18 protein-coding genes are annotated in these 23,646 nt (G+C 59.8%); 6 read left to right on the forward strand and 12 right to left on the reverse strand.

Annotated elements, in window-relative coordinates:
* Positions 1-4: 4 nt before the first annotated feature.
* Together ACYZUM_RS00545 and ACYZUM_RS00550 are read right to left on the reverse strand one after the other, a co-directional pair.
* Entirely contained in the window at positions 5-898 is an 894-nt protein-coding gene (locus ACYZUM_RS00545; protein ID WP_108181662.1) for a glycine betaine ABC transporter substrate-binding protein, read from the reverse strand.
* 21 nt (positions 899-919) lie between these two features.
* The gene (locus ACYZUM_RS00550; protein ID WP_473061352.1) at positions 920-1,609 is read right to left on the reverse strand and encodes an ABC transporter permease; all 690 of its coding nucleotides are present in this window, start codon (positions 1,607-1,609) and stop codon (positions 920-922) included.
* Between the two features lie 449 nt (positions 1,610-2,058).
* Between ACYZUM_RS00550 and ACYZUM_RS00555 the strand changes: the two genes are divergently transcribed.
* The 3 genes from ACYZUM_RS00555 (at position 2,059) to ACYZUM_RS00565 (ending at position 6,287) form a co-directional block, all read left to right on the forward strand.
* The gene (locus tag ACYZUM_RS00555; RefSeq protein ID WP_007965665.1) at positions 2,059-3,642 is read left to right on the forward strand and encodes a peptide chain release factor 3; all 1,584 of its coding nucleotides are present in this window, start codon (positions 2,059-2,061) and stop codon (positions 3,640-3,642) included.
* A 1,003-nt stretch (positions 3,643-4,645) separates the two neighbouring features.
* Positions 4,646-5,875 carry an MFS transporter gene (locus ACYZUM_RS00560; RefSeq protein ID WP_108181664.1) on the forward strand — a complete coding sequence of 410 codons (1,230 nt, stop codon included), beginning with the start codon at positions 4,646-4,648 and terminating at the stop codon, positions 5,873-5,875.
* 157 nt (positions 5,876-6,032) lie between these two features.
* Positions 6,033-6,287 (forward strand): hypothetical protein, encoded by a 255-nt coding sequence (locus ACYZUM_RS00565; protein WP_047291237.1) that lies wholly within the window; start codon positions 6,033-6,035, stop codon positions 6,285-6,287.
* A gap of 210 nt (positions 6,288-6,497) precedes the next feature.
* On the opposite strand, the gene ACYZUM_RS00570 is transcribed toward ACYZUM_RS00565, so the two are convergent.
* The 9 genes from ACYZUM_RS00570 to ACYZUM_RS00610 form a co-directional block, all read right to left on the reverse strand.
* Positions 6,498-7,478, reverse strand: a complete 981-nt coding sequence (locus ACYZUM_RS00570) for a peptide ABC transporter ATP-binding protein (RefSeq protein ID WP_047291239.1) — start codon at positions 7,476-7,478, stop codon at positions 6,498-6,500.
* The gene (locus ACYZUM_RS00575; RefSeq protein ID WP_041072769.1) at positions 7,478-8,446 is read right to left on the reverse strand and encodes an ABC transporter ATP-binding protein; all 969 of its coding nucleotides are present in this window, start codon (positions 8,444-8,446) and stop codon (positions 7,478-7,480) included. The genes ACYZUM_RS00570 and ACYZUM_RS00575 overlap by 1 nt, the downstream gene beginning before the upstream one ends.
* 10 nt (positions 8,447-8,456) lie before the next feature.
* Positions 8,457-9,383 (reverse strand): ABC transporter permease subunit, encoded by a 927-nt coding sequence (locus ACYZUM_RS00580; RefSeq protein WP_041072771.1) that lies wholly within the window; start codon positions 9,381-9,383, stop codon positions 8,457-8,459.
* A gap of 10 nt (positions 9,384-9,393) precedes the next feature.
* Entirely contained in the window at positions 9,394-10,404 is a 1,011-nt protein-coding gene (locus tag ACYZUM_RS00585) for an ABC transporter permease subunit (RefSeq protein WP_041072773.1), read from the reverse strand.
* A gap of 73 nt (positions 10,405-10,477) precedes the next feature.
* Complete coding sequence (locus tag ACYZUM_RS00590; RefSeq protein ID WP_047291244.1) at positions 10,478-12,073, reverse strand: ABC transporter substrate-binding protein; 1,596 nt, start codon at positions 12,071-12,073, stop codon at positions 10,478-10,480.
* Between the two features lie 77 nt (positions 12,074-12,150).
* A complete protein-coding gene (locus ACYZUM_RS00595) occupies positions 12,151-13,563 on the reverse strand; it encodes an OprD family porin (protein ID WP_041072777.1) in 1,413 nt (470 codons plus the stop codon).
* A gap of 176 nt (positions 13,564-13,739) precedes the next feature.
* On the reverse strand, positions 13,740-15,338 hold the full coding sequence (locus ACYZUM_RS00600) for an ABC transporter substrate-binding protein (RefSeq protein WP_108181665.1): 1,599 nt from the start codon (positions 15,336-15,338) through the stop codon (positions 13,740-13,742).
* A gap of 300 nt (positions 15,339-15,638) precedes the next feature.
* Positions 15,639-17,264 (reverse strand): ABC transporter substrate-binding protein, encoded by a 1,626-nt coding sequence (locus tag ACYZUM_RS00605; RefSeq protein ID WP_041072781.1) that lies wholly within the window; start codon positions 17,262-17,264, stop codon positions 15,639-15,641.
* Positions 17,265-17,524: 260 nt separating this feature from the next.
* The gene (locus tag ACYZUM_RS00610) at positions 17,525-19,126 is read right to left on the reverse strand and encodes an ABC transporter substrate-binding protein (RefSeq protein WP_108181666.1); all 1,602 of its coding nucleotides are present in this window, start codon (positions 19,124-19,126) and stop codon (positions 17,525-17,527) included.
* A gap of 952 nt (positions 19,127-20,078) precedes the next feature.
* Between ACYZUM_RS00610 and ACYZUM_RS00615 the strand changes: the two genes are divergently transcribed.
* Positions 20,079-20,441 (forward strand): DUF6124 family protein, encoded by a 363-nt coding sequence (locus ACYZUM_RS00615; protein ID WP_108181667.1) that lies wholly within the window; start codon positions 20,079-20,081, stop codon positions 20,439-20,441.
* Positions 20,442-20,610: 169 nt separating this feature from the next.
* On the opposite strand, the gene ACYZUM_RS00620 is transcribed toward ACYZUM_RS00615, so the two are convergent.
* Entirely contained in the window at positions 20,611-21,330 is a 720-nt protein-coding gene (locus ACYZUM_RS00620) for an SIMPL domain-containing protein (protein ID WP_027610819.1), read from the reverse strand.
* A 408-nt stretch (positions 21,331-21,738) separates the two neighbouring features.
* Between ACYZUM_RS00620 and ACYZUM_RS00625 the strand changes: the two genes are divergently transcribed.
* Both ACYZUM_RS00625 and ACYZUM_RS00630 read left to right on the forward strand, forming a co-directional pair.
* On the forward strand, positions 21,739-23,001 hold the full coding sequence (locus ACYZUM_RS00625) for an ATP-binding protein (protein ID WP_027610820.1): 1,263 nt from the start codon (positions 21,739-21,741) through the stop codon (positions 22,999-23,001).
* On the forward strand, positions 22,994-23,554 hold the full coding sequence (locus ACYZUM_RS00630) for a response regulator transcription factor (RefSeq protein WP_003221630.1): 561 nt from the start codon (positions 22,994-22,996) through the stop codon (positions 23,552-23,554). Before ACYZUM_RS00625 ends, ACYZUM_RS00630 begins: the two co-directional genes overlap by 8 nt.
* Positions 23,555-23,646 lie beyond the last annotated feature (92 nt).

Consider the following 23,646-nt stretch of genomic DNA (forward strand, 5'->3'; position numbering starts at 1 on the left):
CTCCTTAGTTGAGTGGATGCTGGCGCAGGAAATCGGCGGCCACTTTCGATGGGCTTTCGTGATCGACGTCGACCCGCGCGTTGAGCTGGCGCATGGTTTCGTCGTCGAACAGTTGCGCCAGCGGCTTGAGTTGCTCGGCCAGTTGCGGGTGCGCATCGAGGTAGGCCTGGCGCACCACCGGCGCAGCGGTGTAGTCGGGGAAGTAGTGCTTGTCGTCTTCCAGCAGTTTCAGGCCGAACGCATTCAGGCGGCCGTCGGTGGTGTAGACCAGGCCGGCAAACACCTGGCCATTGCGCAGCGCGGTGTAGACCAGCCCCGCGTCCATCTGCCGGATGTTCTTGCGGGTCAGGTTCATGTCGTAGAGCTTGACCATGCCGTCCAGACCGTCGGAGCGGTTGGCGAACTCGGTGTCCAGCGCCACCAGGTGATTGGTCTTGGCCTCATCGCGCAGCACCTTGTTCAGGTCGCTGATGGTGTTGACCTGCGGATACTCCTCGGCGACTTTTTTCGGCAGGGCGAGGGCGTAGGTGTTGCTGAATTTCGACGGGGTCAGCCAGACCAGGCCTTTTTTCGCGTCGAGTTCTTTGACCCGGGCGTAGGACTGTTCGCTGTCGAGTTTCTCGGTGACATGGTTGTAGGCCACCAGCGACACGCCGGTGTATTCCCAGAGCATGTCCAGCTGACCGCTTTCGTGGGCGCTGCGGGCGAGGTTGCTGCCCAGACCGCCGGTGATCTGCGCGTCGTAGCCTTTGCTGCGCAGGTATTGCGCGGTGATTTCCGCGAGCAGCGTCTGCTCGGTGAACACCCGGGCGCCGAGGCGGATAACCGGTTTTTCGGCGGCTTGGGCCAGTCCTGCAAACAGCAGGAGGCAGCTCAAGATCAAGCTAAATCGTTTCATAAATATTCCTTCGCAAAAGCCTTAAGACGGGCGCAAACCGCGTTCCAGCCAGAGACGGCTGGCGAGGGTGACGACGCCATCGAGCAGCAGGGCCAGCAGCGCGGTACACGCGGCGCCGAGCAGCAGTTGCGGCTGATTGTTCAGGGCGATGCCAGGGAAGATCAGGCTGCCGAGGCTGTTGGCGCCGATCAGGAAGGCCAGCGGCGCGGTGCCGACGTTGATCGCCAGCGCCACGCGCACGCCACCGATAATGATCGGCACGGCGTTGGGCAATTCGACTTTCCACAGCACCTGGCGCGGGGTCATGCCAATGCCGACGGCGGCTTCTTTGAGCGAACCCTGAACGTTTTTCAGGCCTTCGTAGGTGTTGCGCACAATTGGCAACAGAGAAGCGAGGAACAAAGCGAAGATCGCCGGACCACTGCCGATGCCGAGAATCCCCAGGGCAATCGCCAGTACCGCCAGCGGTGGCACGGTGTTGCCGATATTGAAGATCTGCATGAAGCGTTCAGCGCGGCCGACCATGCTCGGGCGGCTGAGAAAGATACCGGCGGGGATGCCCACGACCAGGGCGGCCAGCATTGAAGCGAGGACGAGAATCAGATGAGCTTGCAGGTAAAACAACAAATCGTCGCGGTAGTGTTTGATCGTGTTGATGCCGATCCAGTGAACCAGCAGGGCCAGGAGCGCGATCACCACCGCACCTCCCATCAGCCCTTTGCCATAGCGGATAGCCACAGGCGGACTCCTTTTTTTGTAGTCGGCGAACGCAGCTCCGTGTGGCAAGGCCATTCCTGGCTGCCGAAGTCAGCGTTCGCGAAAAGTAGCCGTTTTTCAGGACCGGCCAAGCGATCTGAAAGCGAGCCATGAGCGCAGCCTCGTCAGGCTAACTTGCTGATTTTTCAGCCCCTGACGAAATGTCGTAACAGGGGATGGACGTCTCCGTGCTTTAAAAGGTTCCCACGTCAGACACTGTTTGGCCACCTGTAGGAGCTGCCGCAGGCTGCGATTTTTTGATTTTGTTCTTGAGAGCAAGATCAAAAGATCGCAGCCTGCAACAGCTCCTACAGGGTTTTGCGCGGCCGAGGGACGGTGGTTCGGCGGTTACTTTTTAAGCTATACTCGCCGCCCTTTTTTGAATCACCGCCAGGCGATTTCCCATGACCAACCAGGCCGCCGAAGTCGCGAAACGCCGCACTTTCGCCATTATTTCCCACCCCGATGCCGGTAAAACCACGATCACCGAAAAGCTCCTGTTGATGGGCAAGGCGATTGCAGTGGCCGGCACGGTGAAATCCCGTAAATCCGACCGCCATGCGACATCCGACTGGATGGAGATGGAGAAGCAGCGCGGTATTTCCATTACCACGTCGGTCATGCAGTTCCCGTATCGCGAACACATGATCAACCTGCTCGACACCCCGGGCCACGAAGACTTCTCCGAAGACACCTACCGCACCCTGACGGCGGTCGACTCGGCGCTGATGGTGCTCGACGGCGGTAAAGGCGTTGAGCCACGGACCATCGCCCTGATGGACGTCTGCCGTCTGCGTGACACGCCGATCGTCAGCTTCATCAACAAACTCGACCGTGACATCCGCGACCCGATCGAACTGCTCGACGAAATCGAAGCCGTTCTGAAGATCAAGGCAGCGCCGATCACCTGGCCGATCGGTTGCTACCGCGACTTCAAGGGCGTGTACCACCTGGCCGACGACTACATCATTGTCTACACCGCCGGTCACGGTCACGAACGCACCGAAACCAAGATCATCGAGAAACTCGACTCCGACGAGGCGCGCGCGCACTTGGGCGACGAGTACGAGCGCTTCCTCGAACAGCTGGAACTGGTGCAGGGCGCCTGCCACGAGTTCAACCAGCAGGAATTCCTCGACGGCCAACTGACTCCGGTGTTCTTCGGTACGGCATTGGGCAACTTCGGTGTCGATCACGTGCTCGACGCTGTAGTTGACTGGGCACCGCGTCCGCTGGCCCGTGTCGCCAACGAACGTACCGTGGAGCCGGTGGAAGAGAAGTTCTCGGGCTTCATCTTCAAGATTCAGGCGAACATGGACCCGAAACACCGCGACCGTATCGCTTTCATGCGTATCTGCTCCGGCAAGTACGAGAAAGGCATGAAGATGCGCCACGTGCGTACCGGCAAGGACGTGCGCATCGGCGACGCCCTGACGTTCTTCTCCTCCGAGCGTGAACAGCTGGAAGAGGCGTACGCCGGCGACATCATCGGTCTGCATAACCACGGCACGATCCAGATCGGCGACACCTTCAGCGAAGGCGAAGTCCTCGGGTTCACTGGTATCCCGCACTTCGCCCCGGAGCTGTTCCGTCGCGTGCGTCTGCGTGATCCGCTGAAATCCAAGCAATTGCGTCAGGGTCTGCAGCAGTTGGCCGAAGAGGGCGCGACTCAGGTGTTCTTTCCGGAGCGCAGCAACGACATCATTCTTGGCGCCGTCGGTGTGCTGCAGTTCGATGTGGTCGCCAGTCGTTTGAAGGAGGAATACAAGGTTGAGTGCTCGTATGAGCCGATCACTGTTTACTCCGCGCGCTGGATCGAGTGCAGCGACAAGAAGAAGCTTGAGGAGTTTTCCAACAAGGCGGTGGAGAACCTCGCGCTGGATGGCGGTGGGCACCTGACCTACCTGGCGCCGACGCGGGTTAACCTGGCGTTGATGGAAGAGCGGTGGCCGGATGTCAAATTCCGTGCGACGCGTGAGCATCATTAAGCGCTGAGCTGGGTTGTTCGAAAGCCCCTGAGGTGTAGGCCTTGGGGGCTTTTTTTGGGCTTTGCCTTGGCGGCCTTTGGGCCGACCAGGCTTCGGGTGGTTTTGGGTGTATATCCGTTTTTTAGGTGATGGCGGCTTAGGGTTTCGCCCTGACGGCGACTCACTTTTTTGACAAACGCCTCAAAAAAGTAAGCAAAAAAAGGCTTGCTCCTGCGTTCGGCCCGCTCGCTGGGGCTCGGGGTCCCTTCGCTCCGGGATTGATCCGGGCGCAGCGCCTACGGTTTGCTTCGCTGCACCTCCTCTCGCTGTGTTTGGCTGCGCCAAACGGTCGCTGCGCTCCCACCCCGGATCAATCCCTCCGCTCAGCCTTCCGATGTCGCCCGTGGATCAAGATCAAAAGCGGTACTCGAGCTAACGCTCATTGTGTTGAGTGGTGAGGAGCAAGAGCGGTGCGCGTTCTGCTCTTGCTCTTGTGTGGGAGCTGGCTTGCCAGCGATGGCGGCCTGCGAGCCGACCAATCTCCCACTGAAGTCACTCAATTTCCCTGTGGGAGCGAGCCTGCTCGCGAAGGCGCCCTGCCAGCCAACCGTTCTCCAAATGAATACCCCAATCCATTGTGGGAGCTGGCTTGCCAGCGATGGCGGCCTGTCAGCCGACCAATCGCCCACTGAAGTCACTCAATTTCCCTGTGGGAGCGAGCCTGCTCGCGAAGGCGCCCTGCCAGCCAATCGTTCTCCAAATGAATACCCCCAATCCATTGTGGAAGCTGGCTTGCCAGCGATGGCGGCCTGCGAGCCGACCATTTTCTAATCGAACTTAGCGACCGAGGGCTGCGATCTTTTGGATTTGAAGCGCGAAGTCAAAAGATCGCTGCCTACGACAGCTCCCACAGGGTTGTAGGGCGACTCTGTATTTTGAGATATCGATGTTCTTGAGCGCGACAACCGGTGTGCTGGGCGTTAGTGTTTCAGGTCCACGCCAGTCGCTTTGAGAGGTCAATGGAATGACGCGCAACCTCGTCCATCTGCTGCGCCCCAACGGCTATTTCAGCCTGATGGCCTGGGTGCTCGCGGCGCTGCTGTTCATCAATCGCTTGAGCAGCATGGTCAAGTTGTTCATGGCGCTGTATCTGCGCCAGGAGCTGGGGCTGGCGATCGAGACGGTGGGCTGGCTGTTGTCGGCTTACGGAGCCGGGTTGTTGATTGGTTCGATGCTGGGTGGGCTGCTCAGTGATCATGTGCGGACGGCGCGGCTGACCGCCGCGTTGTTCTTTGTTTCCATGTGGGTGTTGATCCTGTTGGGGCTGGTGACGCAGGTGGCGTTGCTGGCCGTGTTGCTGTTGCTCAGTGGTGCCGTCGACGGGGCGATTCGAACGCTGCATCAGCGACTGATCATGGAGTATTGCGAGCCTGCGCAGCGCTCCCGTGCCCAAGCCTTGAGCCGGGTGGCGCGAAACCTTGGCATGGCGGCGGCCGGGGTGGCCGGCGGGGTGTTGGCGCAAACGGATTTCCGTTGGGTGTTTTTTGTCAGTGCGGCGATGACGCTGCTCGCGTTGCTGTGGTTTGTGCGCACTACATGGCGCCGCGCGGTACTCAAGCCCGATGAGGTGACCGAAGCTGGCACTGGTACACCGTTGCGCGACGCGGCATTCCTCTGGCTGCTCGGTGCGGCCGTGTTGCTGGGGATGGCCTTCGACACGGTTTACAGCACGCTGGGCAACTATCTGCGCGACTACTACCACTTGAGCACCGAGGCCATCGGCTGGCAGTTCGGGCTTAACGCGATGCTGGTGGTGGCGCTGCAGATCCCGCTCACGCACTGGGGCGAGCGGTGGGGCTTGCGTCGGCAATTGCTCGCGGGTTGTGTGTTGTTGGCGGTCGGGTTGGGGATGTTGCCGTTTGGCTCCGGGTTGCTTTACGTGTGTCTGTCGACGGTGATCTGGACCTTGGGTGAAGCTTTTTTCATGCCGCCGCTGAATATGCTGGTCATGCGGCACGCGCAGGGCGGCAAAAGCGGCCAGTATTTCGGTCTGTTTTTCATGAGCTGGAGCGCCAGTGCATTGTTGTCGCCGGTGTTGAGTGGTCAGCTGTATGGGCACTTCGGAGGGCACAGCGTATGGCTTGCAAGCGCGACACTGGCGTTGTTGACCTTGCCGCTGATCTGCCTGGCGACGCGCTCGTCGACCCAGGCCAAAGCGCTGGCCACCAGCGAACGCACGGCCTCGCTTAGCTGATTCGGTTATAGCGGTTATTCACAAGTGATCTCTCGTACCAGGGCATTTCCCGGGGTTGGTCAGCGTCCTATCTGGTGAACCGGACTGATCGGAACTAGATTTCATTCAGCGCCGGATCGGCACCCCAGGCTTCAACCACGAAAGGATGGAAATGGCTATGAGCATTTTTCAACGCATTGTGCTGTTGCTTAAGGTTTTGGTGATGTTGACGCTTGGCACTACGGCGGCGTGGGCAAGTTCTGCCACACCATCACAGGGGTTTAACGCAGCCCACGGGCAAGCCGGTGTGGTCATGCTGGCCAAGTCGGAATCCGAACCGGGCGATCAGGATCAGGGCGGCAGCAAGGATGATGACGACTCGACCACTGACGAGCCGGACACTGACGATGACGAAGGCGACAGCCAGTCGTAAAGCGCCGGCAAAAGAAAACCCCTTCTTCCCCGACTGATGCGCAATCGGGGGAGAAGAGGTTTGGGTTAACACATTATTTCCGGATAAACACGATTCCTGCAGGAGCTGCGGCACGCTGCGATCTTTTGATCCTGATGCTGAAAATCAACAGATCGCAGCCTCGTTTCACTCGACAGCTCCTACAGGTTGAGTGGCGGTCTCCGGTTTTGCCTACGCGGCGCCATCAAGGAACTGCTCGGCGTAGTGGCAAGCCACCTGCCGGTTGTCGAGTTGGCGCAGGGCCGGCTCTTCAGTGCTGCAACGCTCGGTCGCGTACGGGCAACGCTTGTGGAACGCGCAGCCCGGTGGCGGGTTCAGCGGGTTGGGCAGTTCGCCGACAATCTTGATTTTCGGCTTGTCCGGATCCGGGTGGATCGTGGGTGTCGCCGACAACAAGGCCTGGGTGTAAGGGTGCAGAGGTCGGGTGTAGATGTCCTCTTTCGGGCCCATTTCCACCGGACGGCCGAGGTACATCACCAGCACCGAGTCGGCGACGTGACGCACCACCGCCAGGTTGTGCGAGATGAACACGTAGGCGGTGTTGAACTCCTGCTGCAGGTCCATGAACAGGTTCAGCACCTGCGCCTGAATCGACACGTCCAGCGCCGAGGTCGGTTCGTCCGCCACCAGCACTTTCGGTTGCAGCATCATCGCCCGCGCCAGGGCAATACGCTGACGCTGACCACCGGAGAACATGTGCGGATAGCGCTGGTAGTGCTCGGGACGCAAGCCGACCTGCTTCATCATCGCCTGGACTTTCTCGCGACGCTCGGTAGCACTCAGGTTGGTGTTGATCAGCAGTGGCTCGGCCAATTGATCACCGATTTTCTGCCGCGGGTTCAACGACGCGTACGGGCTCTGAAACACCATCTGCACGTCTTTGCGCAGTTGTTTGCGCTGGGCCTTGTCGGCGCCGGCGACTTCTTGCCCGGCGATTTTCAGCGAGCCGGAAGACGGCTCTTCAATCAGGGTCAGGGCGCGAGCGAGGGTGGATTTGCCGCAACCCGATTCGCCTACGACAGCGAGGGTCTTGCCGGCTTCGAGCTCGAACGACACGCCGTTGAGGGCGCGCACGGTCGCGTGGCCCTTGAACAGGCCACGGGAGACTTCGTAGTGACGGGTCAGGTCGCGGGCGGTAAGTACGACGGCCATTACGCCACCTCCTGGTTCAGCGGGTAGAAGCAACGGGCGAGGCTGTTGGCTTTCGGATCAAGGGCTGGACGTTGCACGCGGCAGCTGTCCTGCACGTACGGGCAGCGCGGCGACAGCAGGCAGCCCTGCGGACGGTCGTAGCGGCCTGGAACGATGCCCGGCAGGGTCGACAGGCGCTCGGCGCCCAGACTGTGCTCGGGAATCGCCTTGAGCAGGGCTTCGCTGTAAGGGTGTGCCGGGATGTCGAACAGTTGCGGCACCTGACCGACTTCTACCGCTTGGCCTGCGTACATCACACAGACGCGCTGGGCGGTTTCGGCCACGACCGCAAGGTCGTGAGTGATCAGCACCAGGCCCATGTTCTGTTCTTTCTGCAACGCCAGCAGCAGATCCATGATCTGCGCCTGAATCGTCACGTCCAGCGCCGTGGTCGGTTCGTCGGCGATAAGCAGTTTCGGCTCGCCGGCAATCGCCATGGCAATTGCCACACGCTGGCTCATGCCGCCGGACAGTTGGTGCGGGTAGGCGTCCATACGGCTGGCGGCGCCCGGGATTTCCACTTTCTCCAGCAGTTCGATGGCGCGTTTGCGCGCTTGCTTGCCGGACATTTTCAGGTGCAGGCGCAGCACTTCTTCGATCTGGAAACCGACGGTGTAGCTCGGGTTGAGCGCGGTCATCGGATCCTGGAACACCATCGACAGGTCTTTGCCGACGATTTGCCGACGCTGACGATTGCTCAGCTTGAGCATGTCTTTGCCGTCGAAGCTGAGCGAGTCGGCCGTGACGATGCCGGGATGCTCGATCAGCCCCATCAGCGCCATCATGGTCACGGATTTACCCGACCCCGACTCGCCAACGATGGCCAGGACTTCGCCCTTGTCGACTTTCAGGTCGAGGCCATCGACCACGGGCGTCGCGTTCTTGTCGCCGAAGCGGACGTTGAGATTCTTGATTTCTAGCAGTGACATGGGAATCTCCTCAGGCGGCGTTCTTGAGTTTCGGGTCCAGCGCATCGCGCAGACCGTCGCCCATCAGGTTGATTGCCAGCACGCTGAGCAAAATGGTCAGACCCGGCAGACTCACGACCCACCAGGCGCGTTCGATGTAGTCGCGGGCCGAGGCCAGCATGGTGCCCCACTCAGGGGTTGGCGGTTGTACGCCAAGGCCGAGGAAGCCCAGCGCCGCCGCGTCGAGAATCGCCGAAGAGAAACTCAGGGTGGCCTGAACGATCAGCGGTGCCATGCAGTTGGGCAGCACGGTGATGAACATCAGGCGCGGCAGACCGGCACCGGCCAGGCGCGCGGCAGTGACGTAGTCGCGGTTCAGTTCGCCCATCACGGCGGCACGGGTCAGACGCACGTAGGACGGCAGCGAAACCACGGCGATGGCGATCACGGTGTTGATCAGGCCAGGGCCGAGGATGGCGACAATCGCCACAGCCAGCAGCAGGGACGGCAGGGCCAGCATGATGTCCATCAGACGCATGATGGTCGGGCCGATCATCTTCGGGAAGAAACCGGCGAACAGACCCAGCAGGATCCCCGGGATCAACGACATCACCACCGACGACAGACCGATCAGCAGCGACAGGCGCGAACCCTGGATCAGCCGCGACAGCAGGTCGCGGCCCAGTTCATCGGTGCCGAGAAGGAACTGCATTTGCCCGCCTTCGAGCCACGCCGGTGGCGTCAGCAGGAAGTCACGGTATTGCTCGCTCGGGTTATGCGGCGCGACCCACGGCGCGAAGATCGCGCAGAAAATCACCAGCAGCATGAACAGCAGGCCGGCAACCGCGCCCTTGTTCTTCGCGAAGGCTTGCCAGAATTCTTTGTACGGTGACGGATACAGCAGGCTTTGATCCGCGCTTGGGGCGGAAGTGGCTACTGAGGATGTTGGAGTGCTCATGGTATGGACCTCAGCGCTGATGACGGATGCGTGGGTTGGCAAAGCCGTAGAGGATGTCCACTACGAAGTTGACCAGAATCACCAGGCAGGCGATTAACAGGATGCCGTTTTGCACAACCGGGTAGTCCCGGGCGCCGATGGCTTCGATCAGCCATTTACCGATGCCGGGCCAGGAGAAAATGGTTTCGGTCAGGACCGCGCCGGCCAGCAGGGTACCGACTTGCAGGCCGACCACGGTCAGAACCGGAATCAGCGCGTTACGCAGGCCGTGCACGAACACCACGCGCGACGGCGACAGGCCTTTGGCCTTGGCAGTGCGGATGTAGTCTTCACGCAGCACTTCGAGCATCGACGAACGGGTCATCCGCGCGATCACCGCCAGTGGAATGGTGCCGAGCACGATGGCCGGCAGAATCAGGTGATGCAGGGCATCGAAGAATGCGCCCATGTCATCGGCCAACAGCGTGTCGATCAGCATGAAACCGGTGCGCGGCTCGATGTCGTAGAGCAGGTCGATCCGCCCGGACACCGGGGTCCAGCCCAGGCTCACCGAGAAGAACATGATCAGGATCAGGCCCCACCAGAAGATCGGCATCGAATACCCCGCCAGGGAGATGCCCATCACCCCATGGTCGAACAGGGATCCTCGTTTGAGGGCCGCGATCACCCCGGCCAGAAGACCGAGAATGCCGGCGAACAGCAGGGCGGCCATGGACAGTTCCAGGGTCGCCGGGAAGAGGGAGGTGAACTCGGTCCATACGCTCTCACGCGTACGCAGGGATTCGCCGAGATCGCCGTGGGCCAGTTTGCCGATGTAGTCCAGGTACTGGGCATACAGCGGTTTGTTCAGACCAAGGCGTTCCATTGCCTGAGCGTGCATTTCGGGGTCGACCCGACGTTCGCCCATCATCACTTCCACGGGGTCGCCGGGAATCATGCGAATCAACGCGAAAGTCAGCAGGGTGATGCCGAAAAACGTGGGGATCAACAACCCCAGTCGGCGGGCAATAAAACTAAACATCTTGTGTGGTACCTCATCAGCCGGTTAGGCGTGCCCGGCGACCCTGGGGTCAGGGAGGCCGGGAGTTTCTTATCTACTTCACCTGGGTGGTGGCGAAGTTATTCGTGGTCAGAGGGCTGATGTGGTAACCCTCTACGTTATTGCGCATTGCGGTAAACATACGGGTGTGGGCCATGCTGATCCACGGTTGGTCCTGATTAAACAGCACCTGAGCCTGTTCGTAGAGCTTCGCGCGTTCGGCCGGATCTACTTTAGCCCGTGCTTCGTCGAGCAGTGCCTGGAATTTCTCGTTGCACCAGCGCGCGTAGTTTTCGCCGTTCTTGGCCGCTTCGCAACTGAGCATAGGCGTCAGGAAGTTATCCGGGTCGCCGTTGTCGCCCGCCCATCCGGCCGACACCATATCGTGTTCGCCGGCCTTGGCGCGCTTGAGCATCTCGCCCCATTCCATCACACGGATGTCGACCTTGATCCCGACTTTCGCCAGATCGGCCTGCATCATCTGTGCGCCGAGCATCGGATTGGGGTTGGTCGGGCCGCCGCCGTTACGGGTAAACAGAGTAAACACGGTGCCTTCCGGGACCCCGGCTTCCTTGAGCAGGGCGCGGGCCTTGTCGAGGTCACGTGGCGGGTTCTTCAGGTCGTGGTTGTAGCCCAGCAGTGTCGGCGGGTAGGGGTTGACCGCTACGGTCGCGTTGCCTTTGCCGAACAGGGCGTTGACGTAGGCTTCCTTGTCGAAAGCGATGTCGATCGCTTTGCGGACCCGCACGTCGCTCATGTATTTGTGCTGAGTGTTCATGGCGATGTACGAGACGGTCATCGCGTCCAGTTCATCGACCTTCAGGTTGCTGTCTTTCTTGATGCTCGGGATGTCATCCGGCTTCGGATACAGTGCGATCTGGCACTCGTTGGCCTTGAGCTTCTGCAGGCGCACGTTGTTGTCGGTGGCGATTGCCAGGATCAACGCATCGGCCGGTGGCTTGCCACGGAAGTAGTCCGGGTTGGCCTTGAAGCGCACCTGCGCATCCTTGGCGTAACGCTGGAAGATGAACGGGCCGGTGCCTACAGGCTTGTTGTTGAGGTCGGCGGTCTTGCCGGACTTGAGCAACTGGTCGGCGTATTCGGCCGGGTAAATCGAGGAAAACGCCATGGCGATGTCGGCCAGGAACGGCGCTTCGCGGCGGGTCAGGGTGAACTTGACCGTGTTGTCGTCGACTTTTTCGACGCTTTTGAGCAGTTCCTTGAAGCCCATGCTTTCAAAGTACGGGAAGCCCACGCTCGACAGTTTGTGCCACGGGTGATTCGGGTCCAGCTGACGCTGGAAGCTCCAGACCACGTCGTCGGCGTTCATGTCACGGGTCGGCTTGAAGTATTCGGTGGTGTGAAACTTGACGCCTTTGCGCAGGTGGAACGTGTACGTCAGGCCGTCTTCACTGATGTCCCAGGATTCGGCCAGTGCCGGAATCACTTCGGTGGTGCCGGGCTTGAAGTCCGCCAGACGGTTGAAGATCGTTTCGGCCACCGCATCGGCAGTGACTGCAGTTGTGTACTGGACCATATCGAAGCCTTCCGGGCTGGCTTCGGTGCAGACCACCAAGGGTTTGGCCGAGACGCCGATGGCGGCGCTCAACAACACAGCCGTGACGGCCGCACGTAGGGGAAGCATTTTCATCGATAACCCTCTGCAATCGGTTGAAGACAAAAAACCGAACGGCCGACTCGTCATGAGTCAGCCGTCGGTCGGCGTTTTTACAGGATGTTGAACGGGATGGTGGTCACGAGACGGAACTCGTTGATGCTGCCGTCAGCCTGGTTTTCGCTGGCGCGGTGAGCGGTGTAGGTGCCACGGATGGTGGTCGCCTTGAGCGGGCCGCTCTGTACGGCGTAGGTCGCACCAATGCCGTATTCGTAGTGGTGCTCGCCGTCCATGTTGCGTACGTCATAGGCAGTGCCGGTGTAGTGAGTACCGTCGATACCCCAGCCGCGAGCCTGGTAGATGTTGAACTTCAGGCCTGGCACGCCATATTCGGCCATGTTCAGACCATAGGCGACCTGGAAGGATTTCTCGTTCGGGCCGTTGAAGTCGGACAGCAGGGAGTTGGCCAGGTAGATGCCGTTGGTTTCGTGCAGGTAGTCGAAGTACTCGTTACCGTTAATTTCCTGGTACGAGAAGGTCAGGCTATGAGCCTGGTGAGTCAGGCCGAACGACAGCGAGTAGGTGTCGTTGTCGATTTCGCCCATCTCTTTTTTGCCGGTATCGACGGTCTTGTAGTAGTTCAGGCCGGTGGTCAGGCTGACGACATTGCTGTCACCCAGTTCGTGGGTGGCGCCGAAGTAGTACTGGTTCCAGAAGTCTTCAACCTTGGAGGCGTACAGGCTGGTCTTCAGGCTTTTCAGCGGCTGATAGTTCAGGCCGACGATGCTGACGCGATCGGTTTCGGCGTTGTTGTTGGTGTACTCGGAACGGAATTTCGACAGGCTTTCTTCGGTACGTGGCGATACGCGGTCGAAGCTGCCGGCGTCGAACGACAAGTTGTTCAGTTCTTCGCTGTGCAGGCTCACACCTTCAAAGCTCGAAGGCAGCGCACGGTTGCCGATGGTGTCGACGATCGGGGTGCTGAAGTTCTGGCGACCGGCGGTCAGGGTGGTGTTCGACACGCGGAACTTGACGTTGGCCAGACCCAGTTTGCTCCACTGGCCCTCAGCGTCGCCGCCTTCTTTGGTCAGCGTACGGTTGTTGCCCGCGCCTGGACGCGAACCCGGTGCGCCACCGTTGTTGGAGGCCAGGTCCTTGCGATTGCGCTCCAGCGCTACAGCGTTGTAAGCAGCGACTTCAGTGCTGACACCCACGGTGCCCTGAGTGAAACCGGAAGTGAAATTGACGATGGTGCCCTGCACCCAGTTGATACGACGATCAGTCGGGGTGGCAACGCCGTCCTTGCGATAAGTGAACTTGCCGCCGCGCTTGAGTTGCTCGTTGGCGTACCAGTTACGGGTCGTGCCGCTGATGGTGGAACCTTCGAGGAAGCCGGTGGCATCAGCCTGGGCGCTTTTCTCGTTGACGGTCACCGGGGTGAATGCCTGGCTCTGTTCCTCGGCATAGGCCGTGGCGGTGATGCTGCTGATGGCCAGGGCCAGTATCGCGGTGCTGCTCAGTTTCATGGGTGAAGCTCCTTTACTTTCTTTTTATGCCGGCTTTTTTGGGTGGGCCGGTTATTGGTTTAGAACTCATTTCACACATCGCAAACGTTTGCAAAAGGCCGGATCGGCGAATTTCGGCAAAGCGCTTGCGTGAGGGGGATAGACAGCCCCCTCAGCATTGCGGCTAATCGGTTGGGTTAATCGATACTGACGCCCGAGAACACATTGCGACCGAAGGGGCTGACCTTGAAGCCTTCAACCCGGGCGCTTAACGGCTGGTTGACCGTCGAGTGGGCGACAGGCGTGATCGGCACTTGCTGCTTGAGCAACTGCTGCGCCTGTTTGTAGAGCGTGGTGCGCTGGTCGCGGTCGGTGACGACCTTGGCCTCTTTGATCAGCTTGTCGTAAGCCGGATCGCACCACATGGAGTAGTTGTTGCCGCCGATGGCATCGCAGCTGTACAGGGTGCCCAGCCAGTTGTCCGGATCCCCGTTGTCGCCGGTCCAGCCAATCAGGCTGATGTCGTGCTCGCCATTCTTGGTGCGCTTGATGTACTCGCCCCATTCGTAGCTGACGATCTTCACTTTCAGACCGATCTTGGCCCAGTCAGCCTGGAGCATTTCGGCCATCAATTTGGCATTCGGGTTGTACGGACGCTGGACCGGCATCGCCCACAGCGTGATCTCGGTGCCTTCCTTGACGCCGGCGGCCTTGAGCAGCTCTTTGGCTTTTTCCGGGTTGTAGGCGGCATCCTTGATGCTGTCGTCGTAGGACCACTGGGTCGGCGGCATGCCGTTGACCGCCAGTTGTCCGGCGCCTTGATAAACAGCGTTGAGAATCCCTTGTTTATTCACGGCCATGTCCAGCGCCTGACGCACTTCGAGTTGGTCGAAGGGCTTGTGACGGACGTTGTACGCAATGTAACCGAGGTTGAAGCCAGGCTTGGAAATCAGCTGCAGTTTCGGGTCGGCCTTCAGCGCCTCCACGTCGGCAGGGCGCGGATGCAGAGTGATCTGGCATTCGCCGGCCTTGAGCTTCTGCACGCGCACCGAAGCGTCGGTGTTGATCGCGAAGATCAGATTCTTCAGCTTGACCCGGCTTGGGTCCCAGTAGTGTTCGTTGCCGGTGTAACGGATGTTCGAGTCCTTCTGATAGCTCTTGAACACGAACGGCCCGGTCCCGACCGGTTTCTGGTTGATGTCGCTTGGCTTGCCTTCAGCCAGCAGCTTGTCGGCGTATTCGGCGGACAGGATCGCGGCGAAGCTCATGGCAATGTTCTGGATGAACGCGGCGTCGACGCTGTTGAGCGTGAACTCCACGGTCAGCGGCCCGGTCTTTTCGACCTTGGCGATGTTCTTGTTCAGGCTCATCCCGTTGAAATACGGGAATTCGGTTGGATAAGCCTTACGGAATGGCTGCGCGGGATCGAGCATGCGGTTAAACGTGAACAGCACGTCGTCGGCGTTGAAATCGCGCGTCGGTTTGAAGTACGGCGTTGTATGAAATTTCACACCTTCACGCAGGTGAAAGGTGTACTTGAGTCCATCCTCGGAAATATCCCACTGGGTTGCCAGTCCCGGTACGACGTTGGTCGCGCCTTTTTCGAACTCGACCAGACGGTTGTACAGCGGCTCGGCGGCGTCGTTATCGGTCGCCGTCGTGTATTGCGCGGTATCAAAACCCGCCGGGCTGCCTTCGGAGCAGAACACCAGGCTCTTGCTGGCGGCAAAACTGGCGGACGTGGCGGCCAGCAGGCCGGCGCCCAGCAATGCGGAAAAAACCAAGGTATGGCGCATGACGCTCCCTCTTTTTGTCGTGTTGTTCAATGCACCGCGATCCCGTCCAGGGAAGTTGAGGTGGCATTGAGCTCAATCCAGTACGTACAGCAAGCCGATGGCCCACGCAGAAACTGGTCAGAACCCGACGGTAGGGGCCGTGGGTCTGGCAGTAAATGCGTAATTGCCTGAATGCTCGTAGGAAAAGTCGACACATCCCCTGCCGTTGCAGTCATCCGCAACGGAATTGGCTGTAGGCAAATTCCTGACTTCCGGCAGCTAAAGCAGCGGCGACGTCATGAACGTCGCCGCTGCGATGGCTTAATTGCTGACGCTGACGCCGTAGAAGGAATTCAAGCCGAATGGGCTGATCTTGAAGTCCTGCACGTTGGCGCGCATGGGTTGGAACACCGTCGAGTGAGCGATAGGTGTGTAGGGAACAGCATCTTTGAGGACGTGTTGCGCCTGTTTGTACAGTTCGGTGCGCTTGGCCTGATCGGTGGTGCGCTTGGCATCTTTGACGAGACCGTCGTACTTCTTGTCGCACCACTTGGAGAAGTTGTTGCCGTTGAGCGAGTCGCAGCCGAACAGCACGTTCAGCCAGTTGTCGGGATCACCATTGTCACCGCTCCAGCCAATCAGCATGGCCTGGTTCTCGCCACCTTTGGAGCGCTTGATGTACTCGCCCCATTCGTAGCTGGTGATCTTCACGTTCAAGCCGATCTTCTTCCAGTCTGACTGGAGCATTTCAGCCATCAGCTTGGCGTTCGGGTTGTACGGGCGCTGTACCGGCATCGCCCACAGAACGATTTCGGTCCCTTCCTTGACGCCGGCTTCCTTGAGCAGCTGTTTGGCTTTCTCAGGATCGTATTTGGCGTCCTTGATGGTGGTGTCGTAGGACCACTGGGTCGGCGGCATGGCGTTGACGGCCAGCTGACCGGCGCCCTGGTAAACCGAATCGATGATCTGCGGCTTGTTCACCGCCATGTCCAGCGCCTGGCGCACGCGCAGGTCGGCCAGCGGGTTAGGCTCGTTGCTGCCCTTGACCTTGTCCATCACGTTGTAGGCGATGTAGCCCAGGTTGAAACCGGCCTGGTCAGGCATCTTCAGGGTCTTGTCGGCCTTGAGCGCCGCGAGATCCGCCGGACGCGGGAACAGGGTGACCTGGCATTCGTTCTTTTTCAGCTTCTGGATGCGCACCGACGGGTCGGTGGTGATAGCGAAGATCAGGTTGTCGATCTTCACGTCCTCGGGCTTCCAGTAGTCCTTGTTGCCGGTGTAACGGATGTTCGAGTCTTTCTGGTAGCTCTTGAACACGAACGGACCAGTGCCGATCGGCTTCTGGTTGATGTCGGCAGCCTTGCCTTCCTTGAGCAGCTGGGCAGCGTACTCGGCGGACTGGATCGAGGCGAAGCTCATGGCCATGTTCTGGATGAACGCGGCGTCGACTTCTTTCAGCGTGAACTTGACGGTGTGGTCGTCGACTTTATCGATCTTGGTGATGTTGGTGTCCATCCCCATGTCGGTGAAGTACGGGAATTCGGTCGGGTAGGCCTTACGGAACGGGTCATCCTTGTTAATCATGCGATTGAAGGTGAACAGCACGTCGTCGGCGTTGAACTCACGAGTCGGCTTGAAATACGGGGTGGTGTGGAACTTGACGCCTTCACGCAGGTGGAAGGTGTAATTCAGGCCATCCGGGGAAATGTCCCAGCTGGTGGCCAGGCCCGGGATAACGGCGGTGCCGCCACGCTCGAACTGGCTCAGACGGTTGAACATGGTTTCGGCTGAGGCGTCGAAGTCGGTTCCGGTGGTGTACTGGCCTGGATCAAAACCGGCCGGGCTCCCTTCGGAGCAGAACACCAGGTTAGTCGCAGCGGATGCGAAAGGTGCGGAGGCTAACAAGCCTGCGCCGACTAAAAACGGAATGACCGCGTGTTTAAGCATGTTGGCCTCATGATTTGTTGTCATTTTTTAATATTGAGGTACGACCTCGTGAGTCGTGCCTGCGGATACTTATGCAGGGGCCATACCCAATGCAAGATCCAGAGCGACTGCCGGCCTCAAAGCGTGGCACGAACGTACCTTAATGTCGCATTTGTATAAGAGTTGACGCATTTGACCGTTTGCGGCCGTTTTTTACGGTGCAAACGAGGCCCCAAAACGGTGCGTTGGTCACGTTGTGCGCGCCGCCTTGGGGCTCGGTGTTACTTATTTATACCCACGCCGTAGAAGGGTGTAAGGCCAAACGGACTGATCTTGAAGTCGCTCACTTCCTTGCGCAGCGGCTGGAACACCGTGGAGTTGGCAATGGGCGTGATCGGCACCTGCTGTTTAAGGATCAGTTGCGCCTGTTGATACAGTTTTACCCGCTGCGCTTTATCCGTGGACACCTTGGCCTGCTGAATCAATTTGTCGTAGGCCGGATCGCACCACTTGGCGTAGTTGCTGCCCTTGACTGCCGCGCAGCTGTAGAGCACGCCGAGCCAGTTGTCCGGGTCGCCGTTGTCACCTGTCCAACCATAGATCATCGCGTCGTGTTCGCCATTTTTCGCGCGCTTGATGTATTCGCCCCATTCGTAGCTGACGATGTTGGCCTTGATCCCGATCTTGTCCCAATCCTGCTGGATCATCTGCGCCGACATCCGCGCATTCGGGTTGGAGGCGCGCTGCACGGTCATCGCCCAGAGATTGGTGGTGGTACCCGGTGCAACCCCGGCTTCCTTGAGTAGCGCCTTGGCTTTCACCGGGTCGTACGGCGCGTCCTTGATGTTCGGGTCATACGACCATTGCGCAGGTGGCAAGGCGTTCTGCGCCAGTTGCCCGGCACTCTGGTAGACGGCTTTGATGATCGCCGGTTTGTCGATGGCCATGTCCAGCGCCTGACGGACCTTGAGCTGGTCCAGCGGCGGATGCGTGGTGTTGTAGGCGAGGAAGCCGAGGTTGAAACCGGCCTGCTTCAATACGCGCAGGTTCGGGTCTTGTTCCATCACTTCGATGTCGGCCGGGCGCGGGTAGCCGCTGACCTGGCATTCGCCGGTCTTGAGTTTCTGCAGGCGGACGGCGGCGTCCGGGGTGATCGAGAACACCAGGTTGTCGATCTTCACGTCCTCGGGTTTCCAGTAGTCCTTGTTTGCGGCGTAGCGGATCTGCGCGTCTTTCTGGTAACGCTTGAACACGAACGGGCCGGTGCCCACCGGTTTCTGATTGAGGTCGGCGGCTTTGCCTTCCTTTAACAGTTGGGCGGCGTATTCGGCCGATTGCACCGAGGCGAAGCTCATGGCGAGGTTTTGCACGAACGCGGCGTCGACGTTGTTCAGGTTGAAGCGCACGGTGTTGTCGTCGAGTTTTTCCACTGATTTGATCGTGGTGTTCAGGCCCATGTCGGTGAAGTACGGGGACTCGGCGGGGTAGGCCTTGCGGAAGGCGTTGTCCGGGTCGAGCAGGCGCTGGAAGGTGAACAGCACGTCGTCGGCGTTGAAGTCGCGCGTCGGGGTGAAGTATTCCGTTGTGTGGAATTTCACGCCTTGGCGCAGGTGGAAGGTGTATTGCAGGCCGTCGTTGGAGACGTCCCATTTTGTCGCCAGGCCGGGTTCGATGTCGGTGCCGCCGCGCTGGAATTGGGTGAGGCGGTTGAAGACGGTTTCGGCGGAGGCGTCGAAGTCGGTGCCGCTGGTGTATTGGCTGGGGTCGAAGCCGGCGGGGCTGGCTTCGGAGCAGTAGACCAGGGTTGTTGCTGCGTTTGCGATTGGGGCTATGGCGGTTAGTGCGAGGGTGATTAGTAGTGGTTTTAGGGTGAATCTTTCCATGGAGTCCCCGGGTCGATTGGAGGTGGTTGTGTTTTTCAGGGTAGCGGGGATTTGGGTGTGTTCGGAAATATCGTTTTTCCTGTTGAGATGTCTATCTCGGTATATGTGGCGGCTTTTGTCGGGTACATATCCGTTGCTGCGGTAACGGCCACTTAGGGTTCCGCCCTGACGGCGGGTCACTTTGGCAAACGCCCCAAAGTAACCAAAGGGCTTTACCCTGACGTTCGGCCCTCGCCTAGGCTCGGGTTCCTTCGCTCCGGGATTCATCCGGGGGGCAGCGCCTACGGTTTGCTTCGCTGCACCTCCTCTCGCTGTGTTTGGCTGCGCCAAACGGTCGCTGCGCTCCCACCCCCGGATAAACCCCTCCACTCAGCCTGCCGACGGGCCCTCAGATCAAAAGCGGTACTCGAGCTAACGCTCATCGTGTTGAGTGGTGAAAAGCGGTTGCGGCGACTTGCCAGCGATGGCGGCCTGACAGCCGACCTGACTTTGATTGAATACTCTGAGTTCTCCTGTAGGAGCTGCCGAAGGCTGCGATCTTTTGATCTTGCTTTTGAGTTGTGAGAGCCAAAGTCAAAAGGTCGTCCGAACGCGGCCCGAGCCTTCGGCAGCTCCTACAGAGAGTGGGGTTGTGTTTAAAGGTGTGTGGGATAACCAGAACCATCCCACAAGGTTTTCAGGTTGTCCCTCGGACGTCAGCTCTCTAGCCTTGGGCTGTCGCTGAAAACTCAGCGATCGGGTGTGAGAACCCGCAGGAACTGTTAATCCACAATCAGTACCACCATAATTGCCGCCGGCATTTCTGCTGCTGCAATATTCTATGGCGGCTGTGTGCGGGCGGGCTTCGGTCCGGCCGGGCTTGTTCCTACCGGTTTCTCACCCCGCACATTGCTGCCACCACTCCGCCGCGTGAGAACGGCGAGTGAATGGCTATTGATCAGGAACGCTATCAATGTCCAAACCGGTCCCAGATCCACCGCTCGAACCCACAACCCCACTCACCGAAGCCCTCCACGCCGAAGACCTCGCAAAAAACCGCGAAGCGATCAAGCGTGCCCTCGATTTCTACCTCAGCCCCGAAGCCACAAAACCGCGCCCACCCAGCTCGATGTTCCTCGTCCATCCGGGCATCGACACGGAAAGTCTGTTGGCCCACGCCTGTGAGTCCCTGGCCTCGGCCAACACCATGGCCAGCGATTTCGCCGATCAGCTCAGTCGCCCGCAGCGCAATACGGCGTTGGCGATTCAGCAGATCATCATGCTCGCTGAGCTGGCGGTGAATCGGGCGCTGGATCGGGTTGATCAGCAGGCTTGAGACCGCGTTATCGTTCTTCGCGAGCAGGCTCGCTCCCACAGGAGTGCGCATTTCAAATGTGGGAGCGAGCCTGCTCGCGAAGGCGTCAGATCAAACAACACAAATCCCGGGCACAAAAAAACCGGCGATCATTCACTGATCGCCGGTTTCTCATTCAGCAAGCATCAATTCACTGCATCAGCACTTCAATCGAGCCATCCGCTGTCAGGCTGACCTGGCTGGTGCCGGCTTCGACTTCCGGTGTGACCGGTGCCGAATCCGCCATGCCGGCGGCCTTCATCATCATCGGGGCGCGCATGTACGGTTGTGGGTAGCCGTTGCTGTTGAGGTTCAGGTTGACGATTTTGTAGCCCTTGCCGCCCAGTGCGTCGGTGGCCAGTTGCGCGCGGGCCTTGAAGGCGCTGACGGCTTCTTTGAGCAGTTTGTCTTCGCTGGCCTTGCGGGTCGGCTCGGCGATGGCGAAGTCCATGCCGCCCATTTTCAGGTCGGTCAGCAGTTCGCCAGTGAGTTTGGACAGGGCGGCGAAGTCGGCGCTTTCCAGGCGCAGTTCGGCGCGTTCACGCCAGCCAGTGATTTTCTGGCCCTTGGTGTCGTAGATCGGGTAGCTGTTGCGGCTGCCCTGGCGCAGGGTGATGTCTTTGACTTGCTTGGCCTGGGCCAGCGCCTTGTTCATGGTGGTGCTGACGTCGGCGGCGAGTTTGGCCGGGTCGGTGTTTTGCGCTTCGGTGTAGAGCGTCACGATCATCAGGTCGCGGGCCACTTCCTGGCTGACTTCGGCGCGCAGGGAGATCTGGTTGTAGTGCAGCTCATCGGCGGCCAGCGCCGGAAGGCTGGCGATGCTGCCGACGGTCAGGGCGAGAAGGGCGGCGCTGCGGCGAAAGGTGTGCATGAAGGCTCCTTGAATAATGCGCAGGTGTTGGTTCGTCCCTGCGTGAAACCATCAGACTCTAGCTTCTGTGCTGCGGTTCGCCCAGTTACAACTTCTATACAGATGGCCGCACGCCGCAAGCTCTTTGTGGCGAGGGGATTTAGCGAAACGTCGCACCGCCCCGATCGGCTGCGAAGCAGTCGCAATTCAGCAGATGCGGTCTGCCTGTGAAAAACGGATTGCAGGGTTTGGGGCGGCTTCGCCACCCATCGGGGATAAATCCCCTCACCACACTGATCTCGGACAGCTATGTGAGGTAGCTGAATTTTCCGGCAGCGCCATGTGGTCATTTGCCGCACTTTCGCCTCTCAAAGGCACGGCTTGGTTATACTCCGTGCGATCCGCCTGGAGCGCTCATCAGGAGAGCTCATGCTCGCCCCCGTACAACTGACTTCCGCCACTCGCCAGAACCTCTGGCGGCTGACGTTCATCCGCACCCTGGTGCTCGCCGCGCAAGCCGGGTCCGTCGGCCTGGCCTACTGGCTGCAATTGTTGCCGTTGCCGTGGGTGCAATTGGCGATGACCCTCGGCTGCTCGATTCTTCTGTGCGTGTTCACCGCCGTGCGACTGCGTACGTCGTGGCCGGTGACCGAACTCGAATATGCGCTGCAACTGGCGTGCGATCTGGTGATCCACAGTGCGTTGCTGTATTTCTCCGGCGGTTCGACCAACCCGTTCGTTTCCTACTATCTGGTGCCACTGACCATCGCGGCGGTGACGCTGCCGTGGCGTTATTCGGTGATTCTGTCGGGTATCGCGCTGGCGCTCTACACCGTGATGCTGACGCGGTTCTACCCGCTGGAAACCCTGCCGGTGGCCCGCGAGAACCTGCAGATCTACGGCATGTGGCTGAGTTTTGCCCTCGCGGCTGCGGTCATCACGTTTTTCGCTGCGCGCATGGCCGAAGAGCTGCGCCGTCAGGAAGAATTGCGCGCGATTCGCCGCGAAGAAGGCTTGCGCGATCAGCAATTGCTGGCCGTCGCCACCCAGGCCGCTGGCGCCGCGCATGAACTCGGCACGCCGCTGGCAACCATGAGCGTGTTGCTCAAGGAAATGCAGCAGGATCACCCCGACGCGATGTTGCAGGACGATCTGAAAGTGCTGCAGGATCAGGTCAAGCTGTGCAAAGAAACGTTGCAACAACTGGTGCGCGCCGCCGAAGCCAACCGCCGTATGGCCGTGGAAATGCAGGACGTCACCCAATGGCTCGACGAAGCGCTGAACCGTTGGCACCTGATGCGTCCGGAAGCCAGTTATCGCTTCCAGCGTCTCGGCCAGGGCACAGTCCCGCGCATGGCACCGCCGCCGGATCTGACCCAGGCGCTGCTCAATCTGCTGAACAATGCCGCCGACGCCTGCCCGGAAAATCTTCAGGTGACGCTGGACTGGGACGCGGAAACCGTGACCATCAGCATTCGTGACCACGGTGCCGGTGTGCCGCTGGCCATCGCCGAGCAGATCGGCAAACCGTTTTTTACCACCAAGGGCAAAGGTTTCGGCCTGGGCCTGTTTTTGAGCAAGGCCAGCGTGACACGCGCCGGCGGCTCAGTGAAACTCTATAGTCATGAGGAAGGCGGCACGCTCACCGAGCTGCGCCTGCCCCACGGCGCCCGAGGAGACCAACATGAGTGACGAAATCCAAGTCGAAGGCGAAGAACTGCCGCATCTGCTGCTGGTCGACGACGACGCGACCTTCACCCGAGTAATGGCCCGTGCCATGGCCCGCCGTGGCTTTCGCGTGAGTACCGCAGGCTCCGCCGAAGAAGGCTTGACCATCGCCCAGGCCGACCTGCCGGACTACGCCGCGCTGGACCTGAAAATGGACGGTGACTCCGGTTTAGTGCTGCTGCCCAAGCTGCTGGAACTGGACCCGGAAATGCGCGTGGTGATCCTCACCGGTTATTCGAGCATTGCCACGGCGGTCGAAGCGATCAAGCGCGGCGCCTGCAACTACCTGTGCAAACCGGCCGACGCCGACGACGTGCTGGCTGCGCTGCTCTCCGAACACGCCGACCTCGACAGCCTGGTGCCGGAAAACCCGATGTCGGTGGACCGTCTGCAATGGGAGCACATCCAGCGCGTGCTCACCGAGCATGAAGGCAACATCTCCGCCACTGCCCGCGCCCTGGGCATGCACCGCCGCACCCTGCAGCGCAAACTGCAGAAGCGCCCGGTTCGTCGCTGAACCTGCGCTGAACCTGCGCTGAACGGCCATCGCCAGCCCTCGCGATAACGCGCACCGATCAACTATGATCGGTGCGTGTCTGTTCTTTTCTT

This window comes from Pseudomonas sp. m6p (genome assembly GCF_055760375.1).

Coding starts and splice junctions, on each gene's coding strand:
- ACYZUM_RS00545 (WP_108181662.1), bottom strand. CDS start 898: ATGAAACGATTTAGCTTGATCTTGAGCTGCCTCCTGCTGTTTGCAGGA.
- ACYZUM_RS00550 (WP_473061352.1), bottom strand. CDS start 1,609: ATGGGAGGTGCGGTGGTGATCGCGCTCCTGGCCCTGCTGGTTCACTGG.
- ACYZUM_RS00555 (WP_007965665.1), top strand. CDS start 2,059: ATGACCAACCAGGCCGCCGAAGTCGCGAAACGCCGCACTTTCGCCATT.
- ACYZUM_RS00560 (WP_108181664.1), top strand. CDS start 4,646: ATGACGCGCAACCTCGTCCATCTGCTGCGCCCCAACGGCTATTTCAGC.
- ACYZUM_RS00565 (WP_047291237.1), top strand. CDS start 6,033: ATGAGCATTTTTCAACGCATTGTGCTGTTGCTTAAGGTTTTGGTGATG.
- ACYZUM_RS00570 (WP_047291239.1), bottom strand. CDS start 7,478: ATGGCCGTCGTACTTACCGCCCGCGACCTGACCCGTCACTACGAAGTC.
- ACYZUM_RS00575 (WP_041072769.1), bottom strand. CDS start 8,446: ATGTCACTGCTAGAAATCAAGAATCTCAACGTCCGCTTCGGCGACAAG.
- ACYZUM_RS00580 (WP_041072771.1), bottom strand. CDS start 9,383: ATGAGCACTCCAACATCCTCAGTAGCCACTTCCGCCCCAAGCGCGGAT.
- ACYZUM_RS00585 (WP_041072773.1), bottom strand. CDS start 10,404: ATGTTTAGTTTTATTGCCCGCCGACTGGGGTTGTTGATCCCCACGTTT.
- ACYZUM_RS00590 (WP_047291244.1), bottom strand. CDS start 12,073: ATGAAAATGCTTCCCCTACGTGCGGCCGTCACGGCTGTGTTGTTGAGC.
- ACYZUM_RS00595 (WP_041072777.1), bottom strand. CDS start 13,563: ATGAAACTGAGCAGCACCGCGATACTGGCCCTGGCCATCAGCAGCATC.
- ACYZUM_RS00600 (WP_108181665.1), bottom strand. CDS start 15,338: ATGCGCCATACCTTGGTTTTTTCCGCATTGCTGGGCGCCGGCCTGCTG.
- ACYZUM_RS00605 (WP_041072781.1), bottom strand. CDS start 17,264: ATGCTTAAACACGCGGTCATTCCGTTTTTAGTCGGCGCAGGCTTGTTA.
- ACYZUM_RS00610 (WP_108181666.1), bottom strand. CDS start 19,126: ATGGAAAGATTCACCCTAAAACCACTACTAATCACCCTCGCACTAACC.
- ACYZUM_RS00615 (WP_108181667.1), top strand. CDS start 20,079: ATGTCCAAACCGGTCCCAGATCCACCGCTCGAACCCACAACCCCACTC.
- ACYZUM_RS00620 (WP_027610819.1), bottom strand. CDS start 21,330: ATGCACACCTTTCGCCGCAGCGCCGCCCTTCTCGCCCTGACCGTCGGC.
- ACYZUM_RS00625 (WP_027610820.1), top strand. CDS start 21,739: ATGCTCGCCCCCGTACAACTGACTTCCGCCACTCGCCAGAACCTCTGG.
- ACYZUM_RS00630 (WP_003221630.1), top strand. CDS start 22,994: ATGAGTGACGAAATCCAAGTCGAAGGCGAAGAACTGCCGCATCTGCTG.